General features: G+C 64.4%; 12 protein-coding genes. 1 reads left to right on the plus strand and 11 read right to left on the minus strand.

Features of this window, described 5'->3' with window-relative positions:
• Window positions 1–2 precede the first annotated feature (2 nt).
• Entirely contained in the window at window positions 3–2,048 is a 2,046-nt protein-coding gene (locus AC1DMA_RS12880) for an alpha-1,4-glucan--maltose-1-phosphate maltosyltransferase (RefSeq protein WP_478144424.1), read from the minus strand.
• Window positions 2,041–3,957: a 1,4-alpha-glucan branching protein GlgB gene (gene glgB, locus AC1DMA_RS12885; RefSeq protein WP_478144425.1), complete on the minus strand. Its 1,917-nt coding sequence runs from the start codon at window positions 3,955–3,957 to the stop codon at window positions 2,041–2,043. The genes AC1DMA_RS12880 and glgB overlap by 8 nt, the downstream gene beginning before the upstream one ends.
• 219 nt (window positions 3,958–4,176) lie before the next feature.
• Here glgB and AC1DMA_RS12890 point away from each other — a divergent pair, with 219 nt between their 5' ends.
• Window positions 4,177–4,527: a PRC-barrel domain-containing protein gene (locus tag AC1DMA_RS12890; protein ID WP_478123781.1), complete on the plus strand. Its 351-nt coding sequence runs from the start codon at window positions 4,177–4,179 to the stop codon at window positions 4,525–4,527.
• Between the two features lie 57 nt (window positions 4,528–4,584).
• On the opposite strand, the gene dhaK is transcribed toward AC1DMA_RS12890, so the two are convergent.
• Genes dhaK through AC1DMA_RS12935 form a run of 9 tightly spaced genes read right to left on the minus strand, consistent with a single transcriptional unit; the run spans window position 4,585 to window position 13,012 of the window.
• Window positions 4,585–5,574 carry a dihydroxyacetone kinase subunit DhaK gene (gene dhaK, locus AC1DMA_RS12895; RefSeq protein ID WP_478123780.1) on the minus strand — a complete coding sequence of 330 codons (990 nt, stop codon included), beginning with the start codon at window positions 5,572–5,574 and terminating at the stop codon, window positions 4,585–4,587.
• Complete coding sequence (gene dhaL / locus AC1DMA_RS12900; RefSeq protein ID WP_478144426.1) at window positions 5,571–6,215, minus strand: dihydroxyacetone kinase subunit DhaL; 645 nt, start codon at window positions 6,213–6,215, stop codon at window positions 5,571–5,573. The genes dhaK and dhaL overlap by 4 nt, the downstream gene beginning before the upstream one ends.
• Window positions 6,216–6,241: 26 nt before the next feature.
• The gene (locus AC1DMA_RS12905) at window positions 6,242–7,279 is read right to left on the minus strand and encodes an ABC transporter ATP-binding protein (RefSeq protein WP_478144427.1); all 1,038 of its coding nucleotides are present in this window, start codon (window positions 7,277–7,279) and stop codon (window positions 6,242–6,244) included.
• On the minus strand, window positions 7,272–8,393 hold the full coding sequence (locus AC1DMA_RS12910; RefSeq protein ID WP_478123777.1) for an ABC transporter ATP-binding protein: 1,122 nt from the start codon (window positions 8,391–8,393) through the stop codon (window positions 7,272–7,274). Before AC1DMA_RS12910 ends, AC1DMA_RS12905 begins: the two co-directional genes overlap by 8 nt.
• A gap of 3 nt (window positions 8,394–8,396) precedes the next feature.
• Window positions 8,397–8,624 (minus strand): hypothetical protein, encoded by a 228-nt coding sequence (locus tag AC1DMA_RS12915; RefSeq protein ID WP_478123776.1) that lies wholly within the window; start codon window positions 8,622–8,624, stop codon window positions 8,397–8,399.
• Window positions 8,625–8,634: 10 nt separating this feature from the next.
• The gene (locus AC1DMA_RS12920) at window positions 8,635–9,603 is read right to left on the minus strand and encodes a carbohydrate ABC transporter permease (protein ID WP_478123775.1); all 969 of its coding nucleotides are present in this window, start codon (window positions 9,601–9,603) and stop codon (window positions 8,635–8,637) included.
• 9 nt (window positions 9,604–9,612) lie between these two features.
• Window positions 9,613–10,566 (minus strand): carbohydrate ABC transporter permease, encoded by a 954-nt coding sequence (locus tag AC1DMA_RS12925; protein ID WP_478123774.1) that lies wholly within the window; start codon window positions 10,564–10,566, stop codon window positions 9,613–9,615.
• Window positions 10,567–10,591: 25 nt separating this feature from the next.
• Complete coding sequence (locus AC1DMA_RS12930) at window positions 10,592–11,923, minus strand: ABC transporter substrate-binding protein (protein ID WP_478123990.1); 1,332 nt, start codon at window positions 11,921–11,923, stop codon at window positions 10,592–10,594.
• A 57-nt stretch (window positions 11,924–11,980) separates the two neighbouring features.
• Window positions 11,981–13,012, minus strand: coding sequence for a LacI family DNA-binding transcriptional regulator (locus tag AC1DMA_RS12935; protein WP_478123773.1), 1,032 nt, complete (start codon window positions 13,010–13,012; stop codon window positions 11,981–11,983).
• Window positions 13,013–13,079: the final 67 nt, after the last annotated feature.

The following is a 13,079-nucleotide window of genomic DNA, read 5'->3' on the forward strand; positions in this document are numbered from 1 at the left end:
GCCTATTGGAAGTAATCGAAATCGCGCTCGTCGCGCACCCGCCGCCGCACCGCGAGGATGTGTGCGGGCAACCGGTTCGGATCGAGCAGGATGTAGTGCCATGCGCCGCGCCACGTGAATCGCTGGTCACTCAGGAGGTCGTGCATCTGGAAAGGCTTGTCGCCCTCCACGCCGACGAGCGCGGGATCGAGATTGACCCAGCCGGCCTGCACGTTGTGCGGATCGAGGTTCACCACCGTCACTACGACGTGCGAGCCGTCCGGCGTGGCCTTCATGTAGGCGATCAACTGGTCGTTGTCGATGTCCAGAAACCGCAGGCTCTCGTCGGCCTGCAAGGGTGCGTTGGTATGGCGGATCTGATTGACGCGCGCAATGAAAGGGCGCAGGCCGCGGTCGGGGCTCCAGTCCCAGTCGCGCAACTGGTATTTCTCGGAGTCGAGGTATTCCTCGCTCGAAGGCTCGCGCGGCTTGTATTCCATCAAATCGAAAGCCGGGCCATAGATGCCGTAGTTTGCCGACAGCGTGGCAGCGAGCACCAGCCGCGACTTGAAAACGGCTTCCTCGCCCGTCTGGAGTGCGGCGTGAAGGATGTCGGGCGTGTTGGGCCACACGTTCGGCCTGAAGTAGTCCTTGCCGGGGCCGCGTGTGAGCTCGGTGAAATACTCGGTCAGCTCTTGCTTCGTATTGCGCCAAGTGAAGTAGGTGTACGACTGCGTGAACCCTAGCTTGGCGAGCCGATGCATCACCTTCGGCCGCGTGAAGGCCTCGGCCAGGAAGATCACCTCCGGGTGCTCGCGCTTGACCTCCGTGATCGCCCATTCCCAGAACCCGAAGGCCTTGGTGTGCGGGTTGTCGACGCGAAACACGGTGACGCCCTGCGCGATCCAGTGGTCCAGCACCGACTTGAGCTCACTCCAGAGCCCCCGCCAATCCGGGCTCTCGAAGTGAAAGGGATAGATGTCCTGGTACTTCTTCGGCGGGTTCTCCGCATACTGCACAGTGTTGTCGGGCCGCCATCGAAACCATGTCGGATGCGCCTTCACGTAGGGATGGTCCGGCGCGCACTGAAAGGCGATGTCCATGGCCACGTCGATGCCCATCTCCGCCGCCTTGGCCACGAGGCGCCGGAAATCTTCCGCCGTGCCGAGCGCGGGCAGGATGTCCTTGTGCCCGCCTTCAGCGGCACCAATGGCCCATGGACTGCCGACGTCGCCGGGCTCGGTCGCCAGCGCATTGTTGCGGCCCTTGCGTTGCAAGCGGCCAATTGGATGGATCGGCGGGAAGTACAGCACGTCGAAGCCCATCGACGCGACCAGCGGAAGGCGCTTCTCGACGTCACGAAAGGTGCCGTGCGCGCCCGGCGTGTCCGAGGCCGAGCGGGGAAAGAGCTCGTACCAGGTGCTGAAGCGGGCGCGCTCGCGATCCGCCACGAGCGGCAGTTCCGCCGCGAAGCGGGCCTCCAGGCTGCGATCGGGATTGCGCGTGGCAATGGCGGCCAGTTCGTCATCGAGCGCGAGCGCCTTGAGCTCGTTCGCATTCACGCCCGGGTTGTTGGCGCGTTCGTCAAGTGCGCGCGCCCATTTCGCAAGCGCCTGACGGTCATCGCCGTTCGCTCGGCCTGCCGCTCCGGAAATCTCGAGCGCTCCGGTGCGCGCGGCAATGCGGATGTCTTCCGGATCCACACGGCGAACGAGCTCGTGCCGCCACGATTCGAACGCGTCGACCCAAGCGGCCACCGTGTAGAAGTAGCGCCCGGGCATGGGCGGCGTGAAGTCGGCATGCCACTCGTCGTTGTAGCGCAGCTTCATCGGCAGCTCGTGGCGCGAGGCGTCGCCGTCCTTCCACCACTGGAGCATCACGCGGGGCACATCGTGCCCGTCGGTAAAGACATGCGCCGTGACGCGAAAGCTCTCGCCCGCGACGCGTTTGACCGCAAAACGGCCGCCGTCGACGACGGGCAGCACGGCATCGACCACAGCGCGGCGCCGGCCGTCCGCCGCATCGACGGGTTCGGGCATGTGCGGCGGCGACAGCAGGGCGCTAGGCATCGGACTGCACCTTGAAAAAGAGCGTGGAAAGCGGCGGCAGCGTCAGGCACACGGAGTACTTCTGTCCGTGCGAATGCATCGGTGCGGCTTGCACAGCGCCAAGATTCCCCCAGCCCGAGCCCCCGAACGTACTGGCATCGCTGTTGAGGATCTCCCGCCATGTGCCGTCCCGAGGCACGCCGACACAGTAGTTCTGACGCGGCACCGGTGTCAAGTTGCACACCACGAGAACCGAGTCGCCCGCGCGTGAGCGCCGCAGGAAGGCGACCACGCTCTGCTTGTTGTCGTTGGGTTCGAGCCACTGAAAGCCGTCCGCGGAGAAATCCAGCTCGTGCAGCGCCGGCTCCGCCCGGTAGACACGATTGAGTTCGCCCACCAGATGCTGAACGCCCCGGTGCTCGCTCGAATCGAGCGAGGCCCAGTCGAGCTGCCCTTCATGCGTCCACTCGCGCCGCTGACCGAACTCGCCGCCCATGAACAGCAGCTTCTTGCCCGGATGCGCCCACATGTAGGCAAAGAGCGAGCGCAGGTTGGCAAACTGCCGCCACGGATCGCCTGGCATCTTGCCGATGAGCGACCCCTTGCCATAGACGACTTCATCGTGCGACAACGGCAGCACGAAGTTCTCGCTGAAGGCATAGACCATCGAGAAAGTCAGCTGATGGTGATGGAAACGGCGATGCACCGGATCCTCGTGCATATAGGCGAGGGTGTCGTGCATCCAGCCCATGTTCCACTTCATTCCGAAACCGAGGCCGCCCATGTCGGTAGGCCGCGAGACCTTGGGCCATGCGGTCGACTCCTCCGCGATCGTGAAAGTGTCCGGCTGCTCGCGGTACACCGCGCGATTGAGTTCCTGAAGGAAGCCAATTGCTTCGAGGTTTTCGCGCCCGCCGTGCTGATTGGGAATCCACTGCCCGCCCTGGCGCGCGTAGTCCAGGTAGAGCATGGACGCCACCGCATCCACCCGCAGGCCGTCGATGTGATAGCTGGCCAGCCAGAAGAGCGCCGATGAAATGAGGAAGCTGCGAACCTCGTCGCGCCCATAGTTGAAGATTGCCGAGTTCCACTCGGGATGAAAGCCCTGGCGCGGATCCGCGTGCTCGTAGAGATGCGTGCCGTCAAAGCTGGCGAGCCCGTGCGCGTCCGTCGGGAAGTGGGAGGGCACCCAGTCGAGGATGACGCCGATCCCGCGCTGGTGCAGGTGGTCGACGAAGTACATGAAGTCCTGGGGTGTGCCGTAGCGCGATGTCGGCGCGAAGTACCCCGTCGTCTGGTAGCCCCAGGAGCCGTAGAACGGGTGCTCCGTGATCGGCATCAGTTCGACGTGCGTGAAGCCGACCGAGACGACGTAGTCGGCCAGTGCATGCGCGAGCGCGCGGTAATCCATCGGACGGCCGTCTTCGCGACGCCAGGAGCCTGCATGCACTTCGTAGATCGAAATCGGCGCGTCGAGGCTGTTGCGGGCCGCGCGCGTGCGCATCCATTCGTCGTCGGCCCAGGTGTAGTCGAGCGACCAGAGCCTGGATGCGGTTGCCGGCGGTGTTTCGGCGAAGTACGCGAGCGGGTCCGCTTTCTCGATCACCCTTCCGGACTTGCACAGGATGCGGTACTTGTAGGCTTGACCGTGCCGCGCGGCTGCCACCTGTCCGTGCCAGACGCCCGTGGAGTCCGGGCGCGGAGACAGCGGGTCGGCATGGCCGTCCCAGTGGTTCCAGTCGCCGATGACGGCGACCGAGCTTGCGTTCGGCGCCCACACGGCAAAGAAGGCGCCGTCTTCTTCCTTGTCGGCCAGTCGGCCGCCCAGCCGTTCGTAGAGCCGCGAGTGCGTTCCCTCGCGAAAAAGATAGGCGTCGGTGTCGCCGAAGGTCACGGGGGAGTTCAAGGGAGTGGTCCGGTCAGCGGTCAAAGGAGCTTTGTAGTCCTGTGCGCCTGTGCTGCCACGAGCGAAAGCACGCGACCGCGTGTCGGACGGCACCTGACGAGCGTTCCGCCCGGAAGGACGACAAGCGCCTATGCAGATCGGGCCAGTGGATGCCTACAGTTGTGCGGCATGTACCCCGATGTCGTTCGGCACGCCTGCGCGAGATACCCGAACTCACCCTTTCATCCAACCAAGGAGACTTTCATGACCCCTGAATCGACCAGCGACGTCATCTCTTCCGAGCGCGTCGAGGGCACAAACGTCTACAACAAGGCGGGCGAGAAGCTCGGGTCCATCGACGACATCATGATCGACAAGCGCTCAGGCCAGGTCCGCTATGCCGTTCTCGAGTTCGGTGGCTTTCTCGGCATGGGCACGGACCGCTATCCATTGCCTTGGAACATGCTGACGTACGACACGTCGATGGACGGTTATGTCGTGCCGCTAGACAAGGCCAAGCTTGAAGGCGCACCGCGCTACGCCGAGACGCAGGCGCCGGAATACACGCCTGACTACAGCCGCAGCGTCAACGACTACTACGGGGTGAGCTGGTAAGCAGCCAGGCAAGTTGCCGACGCGAGCGACCGTTCGCGTCGGCACGCCAGAGCCGCCTCACATGCCCCAGCGGAGCGCTGCCGTGTGCACTGGCGCATCCCAGAGCGCCAGCGTCGCCTCGTCCATGGCGCTCACGGTGACCGAGCACCCGGCCATCTCGAGCGACGTCACATACGACCCGGTGAGGTAGCGCGCGACCTTGAGCTGCTGGCCGTCGAGCACCTTGCGCACCGCATTCACCATCAAATACAGCTCCATCAGCGGTGTGCCCCCGAAGCCATTGACCAGCAGCAGCACTTGCTGTCCAGGCTTGAGTGAAAGGTCCTTGAGGATTGCGCCGCTGAGTTCGGCCGCAATGTCGTCCGCCGACGAGAGCCTGACCCTTCGCCGGCCGGGCTCGCCGTGGATGCCGACGCCCATCTCCATTTCGTCCGCCCCTATCTGAAAGGTCGGCTTGCCGGCCGCAGGCACCGTGCAGGACGTGAGCGCCACACCCATCGAGGCGGTGGCCTTGTTGACGGAATCGCCAAGCGCCTTCAGGGCCGCGAGGCTGTCGCCCCGCTCGGCCGCGGCGCCGAGGATCTTCTCGACGATCAATGTGCCTGCGACGCCGCGCCGCCCGGTGGTGTAGGTGGAGTTTTCGACCGCAACGTCGTCGTTGACGATGACGGTTGCGTTGTCGCAATCGACCATCTCCGCGGCCATCTGGAAATTCATCATGTCGCCCGAATAGTTCTTGACGATGAACAGCACGCCCGCGCCTGTGTCCACCGCCTGCGCGGCCGCCAGCATCTGGTCGGGGGTTGGCGAGGTGAACACCTGCCCGGGACAGGCTGCATCGAGCATGCCGTGTCCGACGAAGCCCGTATGCAGCGGCTCGTGGCCCGATCCACCGCCCGAGATCAGCGCAACCTTCCCGGGCTTCGGCGTGCGACGGCGCACGAAAGGCCCGGTCTCGCCGAGCGCCACGATGTCCGCATGCGCGGCTGCAAAGCCGTCCAGGGATTCGGTCAGCAGGGAATCGACGTCGTTGATGAGCTTCTTCATGTTGCGCTTTCAGGCGAAAGGTCAGGCGGAATGGAAGAGGTTTGCGCCGGCGAATCCAGGCTGTCACAGATCGCGGCGATGATCAATGCCACCGAACGCGAGCCCGGGTCGACATGGCCCAGCGCACGATCTCCGAGAAAGGATGCCCGCCCCTTGATCGCATCCATCGCGGCGGTCGAATCGGCGCTCGCGAAGGCGCAGGCGCGAACCCGGTCGAGCAGGTCGCCGCCGCCTTGCGCGAGCAGCTTCTGCACGGGATCGAGCACATCGAGCAATGTCTTCTGGCCCACTTCGGCCTTGCCAAGGCGGGTCAGGGCCTTGATGCCGGCATCGAGTGCGGCGGCCATGGCGCTGGCCGTCGGCGGGTCGGGCAATTCCTTGCCGAGCGTGATCATCAGCGTGCCGAACACCGGCCCGGACGAGCCGCCGATGGTCGACATGCAGGTCATGCCCATGGTGCGCAATGCCTCGTTGAGCGACTGACCCGCAAGCTCGCCGAGCTTGCCCTGAATGGCGAGCGCGCCCCGCCGCATGTTGAGCCCGTGGTCGCCGTCGCCGATCGCCTGGTCCAGGGCGGTCAGTTCATCGACGTGGTCGATCAGCGTCTGCGTCGCGTTGCGGATCATGTCGATGTCGGCCATGTGTGCTCCAGGTATGGTTGCTTGATTCATGCGCTGATGCGCCGGCCCTCGGCGTCGAACCACAGCGGGCGCGTCAGCTCGACCTGCACCGCGTCGTCGGGCTCGAAGCTCTCGTTCGCGGCTGCGGAGACGATGAGTTCCTGGTCACTGTCGTCGAGTCCGACGTGCACTAGGTGCAGGTCGCTCAGTCGTTCGATGCGCCTGACGCGCGCGGCGCGGTGCGGCCGGCTGGCCGCGCCCGCAGCTTGCCCATGCAATCTCAGATGCTCGGCGCGCACGCCCACGGTGACGGCCCGCCGGGGCGCGTCGAGCTCCGGCAGCAGTGCCCGCGCAAAGAGATTGATGCGCGGCGAACCCAGCCTGGAGGCCACGTGGACGCTGCTCGGGTTTTCGTAGATCTGCTGCGGCGTACCGACCTGCACCAGCACGCCGGCATCGAGAACGCCGATGCGCGTGGCCATGGTCATTGCTTCGATCTGGTCGTGCGTCACATAGAGCATCGTGGCGCCCAGGTCCTGCTGGATTCGCTTGAGCTCCAGCCGGAGGTCGTTGCGCAGCTTGGCATCGAGTGACGACAGCGGCTCGTCCATGAGGTAGATCGACGGATTGCGTACCAGGGCGCGCCCGATTGCCACGCGCTGCATCTGGCCGCCCGAGAGGCGGGTCGCCGGGTTCTTCAGTTTGTCGTGGATCCGCAGCATTCGAGCCACTTCCTCCACCTTGCGGCGCACTTCGTTCTCCGGAAGGGGACGCAACGGAGAGCGGAGCGGAAAGGCAAGGTTGTCATAGACGTTCAGGTGCGGATAAAGCGAATACTGCTGGAAGACAAACGCCACGTCGCGCAGCGCTGGCGCGATAGCCGTGGCGTCGCGCCCGCCGATCGAGATGCGGCCCGCATCCGGCGTTTCGAGGCCGGACACCAGCCGCAGCGTGGTGGTCTTGCCCGCGCCGCTGGGGCCGAGCAGCACGAAGAACTCGCCGCTTGGCATGTCGAGCGTCAGCCCTTCGATGGCCCGCACGGCGCCGAAGCGCTTTTCGACGTTGGCGAGGCGAAGCTCAGCCATGGCGTGCTCCCTGCCGGCCGCGCTGCGGCGTCTCGTCGCGGGCGGTGCGCAAGGCTCGGCCCGATGCGGCGTCGAAGAGCGATATCACCGATGCGTCGAAGGCGAGCCCGACATGATCGCCGCGCGCGACCGGCAGCGTGACATCCACTTTGGCGCGCACCGTGGCGCCTTGTGCGGTGGCGAGCGTGACGACGGTGCGGGTGCCGAGGTATTCGGTCCCGAGCACCTCCGCGCGCAAGGTCGAAGCATCTTCGAGACGCAGATGCTCCGGCCGTATGCCGCAGAGCAGCGGGCGCGGTGCGACGTCTTCACGCAGTGTGGGCACTTCGATCTGCGTGGGTCCGATGCGGATCGCCTGTTCGCCGCTCGCGAGCCCCGCCTCGAAGGGCAGGAAGTTCATCGAAGGCGCGCCGATGAAGTCCGCGACGAAGACACTCGCGGGCCGCTCATACACCTCCAGAGGCGCACCGAGCTGCTCGATCACGCCTTCGTTCATGACGGCGATCACGTCGGCCATCGCCATCGCTTCCATCTGGTCATGCGTGACATACACGGTGGTGGCGTGCAGCCTGTCGTGCAGTGCGCGCAGCTCCTGGCACATCACTTCGCGGAATTCGGCATCGAGCGCGCCGAGCGGTTCGTCCATGAGAAAGGCCTTTGGCTGGCGCACGATCGCACGGCCGAGTGCCACGCGTTGCCGATCGCCGCTCGACAACTGCGACACCGGCTTGTCCAGAAGATGCGTGATGCGCAGCGTGCGTGCCGCCTTCTCGACCTCGCGGCGGACCTCCGCGCGCGCCATGCCTTGCGACACCAGCGGAAAACCGATGTTGCGACGCACGTTCATGTGCGGATAGAGGGCGAACATCTGGAACACGAAAGCAATGTCGCGTGCCGATGCCCGCTTGAAGCTGACGTCTTCGTCGCCGAGGAAGATTCGGCCCGAGGTCGGCAGCTCGAGGCCCGCGATCATCCGCAGCGTGGTGGTTTTGCCGCAGCCCGATGGGCCGAGGAGGCAGAAGAAATCGCCGTCCCGCACGGTGAAGCTGGAGTTCTTCACCGCCGTGAAGTCGGCGAAGGCTTTATGCAGCTGATGAACGCGTATCTCTGCCATGGCTCACTCGGGAAACTTGGAGACGACCATGAACAGCGCGGTGCCGAACAGCGTCGTGGTGAACGACCACGTGAACAGCGCCATTGCCAGCGGTTGCAACATCATCACGAGCCCGGCGGTGATCACGAGGCAGGCGACGATTTCCATCGGTCCGCGGCGCAGCCAGCGCGGCCAGCGGCGCCGATCGGGTGAGGCGGGGGAGAGCGAAGAGGCGGTCGGCATGTCTGGCATTCGTGCACTCCTACTTGCGCACCGCGCCGAAGGTGATGCCGCGCAACAGGTGCTTGCGCAGAAGGATCGTGAAGACCAGGATCGGCACCAGGAACAGCGTGGTGCCGGCGGCAACGGCCGGCCAGTCCTGCCCACCTTCGCCAATGATGATTGGGATGAAAGGCGGCGCCGTCTGTGCGGTGCCCGAAGTCAGCAGCACCGCGAAGGCGTATTCGTTCCACGCGAAGATCAAGCAGAAGATCGACGTCGCAACAATGCCGGTGGTGGCTTGCGGCAACACCACCTTCCGAAAGGCCTGCAGGCGCGTGTAGCCGTCGACCATTGCCGCTTCTTCGTATTCGCGCGGGATCTCGTCGATGAAGCCTTTCAGCAGCCAGACCGCGAGCGACACGTTCACGGCGCTGTAGAGCAGGATCATCCCCAGCCGCGTGTCCGACAGCCCGAGTTCGCGGTACATCAGGAAGATGGGGATCGCCACCGCGATGGGCGGCATCATCCGCGTCGACAGGATGAAGAACAGGAGATCGTCCTTCAGCGGCACGTTGAAGCGCGAGAACGCATAGGCCGCCATCACGCCGATGCCGACCGACAGCACTGTCGAGCCGAAGGCGATGATCAGCGAGTTGACGAATCTCGGGATGTAGTTGGACCTGCCGGCGACCACCATGTTGTCGCCCCGCGCGACTTTGTCGCACACATCGCTCGGCGGTGGCAGCGCGGCGATGTATTCGGGCGTCTGGCGCGAGCGCGTCGTGAAGAGGTTGCAATAGCCCTGCGGCGAAGGCGTGAACAGGATCTTCGGCGGATAGCTGATCGAATCCGTCGGCGTCTTGAAGCCGGTCAGGATGATCCACACCAGCGGGATCATCGTGACGAGCGCGTACAGGACGACGACGGCGCCCGCGACCCGCCGTGTGCGCGAACTCGGCTCAACGACCGAGTGCGCTGTGCTGATGCCCATGCTGGTGCTGGTGCTCATGTGCGTCCTTCAGCGGTTCTTCACGTGGTTGAGGGCCTTGACGTAGATGTTGGCAAGGCCGAACACCGCAACGAAAAGGATGATGGCGAAGGCCGACGAATACCCGGTGCGCCATTTCTCGAAAGCCTCGCGCTTGAGCGTGATCGAGGCAAGCTCGGTCGCCGAGCCGGGCCCGCCCGAGGTCAGCAGGTTGACCATGTCGAACATCTTGAAGTTCTCGATGCCGCGGAAGAGCACCGCCAACATGATGAAGGGCAGCACCATCGGCAGCGTGATCGACCAGAACTGACGCCACTTGGAGGCGCGGTCGACCTCTGCGGCCTCGTAGATGTAGTCCGGAATGGAGCGCAGACCCGCAAGGCAGATCAGCATCACGTAGGGCGTCCACATCCAGGTGTCGACGATGACGATGGCCCAGGGCGCAAGCTTGACGGAGCCGATCATCTCGAAAGACGACGCCGGCACGCCCGACAGGTACGAGACGGCGTAGTTGAACAAGCCGGTCTGCGGTTGGTAAAGGAAGGCCCAGAAGTTGCCAACCACTGCGGGCGACAGCATCATCGGGATCAGGATCATCGTGGTCCAGAAGCCATGGCCGCGAAACTTGCGATCGATCAGGTAAGCCAGTGAGAAGCCAATGAGCACCTGCAGGAAGATGGTCCAGAAGAGAAAGTGCGCCGTTGCCTGCATCGCCAGCCAGATGTCGGGATCGGTCAGCACCGACACATAGTTGTCGATGCCGACGTCGACCACGGCTGCGTTGGGCCGGTTGGCCCGGTAGTTGGTGAACGACAGCTTGATCGTCCAGATCAGCGGAAAGATGTTGATCGCCAGCAGCAGCAGCATCGTCGGGCCGACGAACAGCCATGCGATGGCGCGGTCGGAGAGCCCGCGCATCCGCACCGCCACGCTGGGCGGTGTGGCTTGCGCGGCGCGCACGACGATGAAGGGCGGGTTTTGCATGCCGGTTCCGCGTGTGCTTCCCGTACTACTTGGCCTTGCCGTCGTCCTTGAAGACCTTCTTCCAATCGACCACCAGTGCATCGAGCGCCTCCTTGGCAGTACCCTTGTCGGCGACCACATAGTCGTGCACGCGCTTTTGCATCGACAGCAGCAGTTGCGCATACGAAGGCTCGGCCCAGAAGTCGACGACCATGTTCATCGAGTCGAGGAACGGCTGCGCGAACGGCGAGCTCTTCGGGTATGCCGGGTCGTTCAGCACGGCCTTGGCAGCCGAAGAGCCGCCGATGGCCTGCCACTTCTTCTGCACGTCAGGGTTCGCGAACCACTTGATGTATTGCAGTGCCTCATTGCGATTGGGCGAGTATGAAACCACCGAGATCCCCTGGCCGCCGAGCTGCACGCCCTTGGTCTTGTCGGACGGATTGACGAAGAAGCCGATCTTTTCGCCGCCGACGTTCGGGTCCTTGTAGAGGCCCGGGAAGAAGGCGAACCAGTTCATCATCATCGCAACCTGGCCCGATTTGAAGGCGTCGAGCCCTTCGGTCATGTAGGCATTGGTCAGCCCGGGCGGCGTGCTTCCCTTGTAGAGCGCCTTGTAGAACTCCAGGCCGCGCACCGCGTCGGGCGAGTTGACGAAGCCGTCCATGGCATACGGCTTCTTCGGGTCTTCGTACTTGAAGCCCATCGGGTAGAGAACGTTGGTCACGCCCATCGTGATGCCCTCCGAACCGCGCTCGGTGAACAGGTAGGCGCCATAGACCTTCTTGCCGTCGATCATCCGGCCCTGGAAGAACTCCGCCACTTCCTTGAACTCGCCCCAGGTTTTCGGCGGCGCGAGGTCGCGGTTGTACTTCTTCTTGAACTCGGCCTGCAACTCGGGCTTGGCGAACCAGTCCTTGCGATAGGTCCAGCCCACCGCATCTGCCATGGCGGGCAGGGCCCAGTAGTTGGGCGTGTTCTTCGGCCACTCCGCATAGCCCACCACGGTGGCGGGCGCGAAGTCGGTCATCTTGATGCCTTCCTTGTCGAAGAACTCGTTGAGCTTGACGTACTGGCCCTGCTCGGCCGCGCCGCCAATCCACTGGCTGTCGCCGATGATGAGATCGCACAGCTTGCCCTTGGAGTTGAGCTCGTTGAGCATGCGGTCGGCAAAGCTCGTCCACGGCACGAACTCGAACTTCATCTTGATGCCGGTCTTGGTAGTGAAGTCCTTCGAGAGTTCGACCAGCGCATTGGCCGGGTCCCACGCGGCCCAGCAAAGGGTGATGGTCTTGTCCTGGGCACGGACGTCCACGGGGGTCAGGCTGAGCACGGTGGCAGCGGCGAGGGCGATCACCCCCGGGAGCATCTTCGACATCGATTTCATGAGCTGTCTCCAAAGATTTGGGTTCAGGGGCACATACCGGGCGTCCGCTCAATGAAGGTTCTCGGCCGTCAGGATCTCGATGCGCGGCTGCACCACGTTGAGTGCACCGCGAACGTTCTCGCACAGCGCGCGCAGCACGCGCGCCGCCGTCAACACGCAGTAATGGATGTCCTGGTGCAGGACGTAGGAAAGGGCGTCCGCGCTCAGCAAAGAGGCGTGCGCGTCCGTGAAGTCATGGGCGACCACGCCAACCTGCGGCGCGAGGCCGCTTTGCGCCATGGCCCGCGCAACCCCGGCGGTGCCGGAGCCGACGTTGTAGATGCCCGCCACCCGTGCCGGATCGATGTCGTCCTTCAGTGCTTGCAGCAGTGCGTCGCAAGCGCCATCGTCGTCGGCCGGCAGATCGGGCGTGCGCATCAGGCGCAGCCTGGGAAAGCGCTCTTCGAGGACATGCGCGAATCCGATGCGCCGTTCGATTTCCGCCGAAAGGCGCGTTGCCTGCGAAGACAGCAGCAGCGTGTCGCGGCGGCTGTCGTTCGACATCCGTCCGAGCAGCAAGCCCGCGGTGCGGCCGGCGGCGCGGTTGTCGGCTCCGATGCAGGTTTCGCGCATCGAGCCGGCGACGTCCGAGAAGAGGGTCACGACATGGACGCCGGCGCGCACCAGTTCGTTGATCGCGCGCTTGATCGGCGGCAAGTCCGGCGCCAGCACGGCAACCCCTTCGCAATTGCCGACTTGCGCCAACTCGTCGGCAAAGCGCGCGGGATCGGTAGCGTCGATGCGATGCGTGACCTCAGTGATATGGGCATGCCGGAAATCGCCTGCCGCCTGGGCAATCTGCCTCTCGACCAAGTCCAGGAACGGTGAGGCATCGGCCGGCAGCACATAGGCGAAGCGCGAATTCGCGGCGCGTCGCGGCCGTCCCGGTTGCTGCGGCGCGCCAAGTTCTTCGACCACCTGCATCACGCGCTGAACGGTTTCGGCATTGACGCCCGGGCGCCGGTTGAGCACGCGATCGACAGTGGCCGTCCCCACACCAGCGGTGCGTGCGATGTCTGCGATGGTGGGCGCGGAGGACATGGGCGATGTCTTTATGACGAAGTTGATCGTATTTACATCTCTAATTAAATCAATCAGGGTTTTGGAG

It is taken from the genome of Variovorax sp. 05N34 (genome assembly GCF_056397405.1).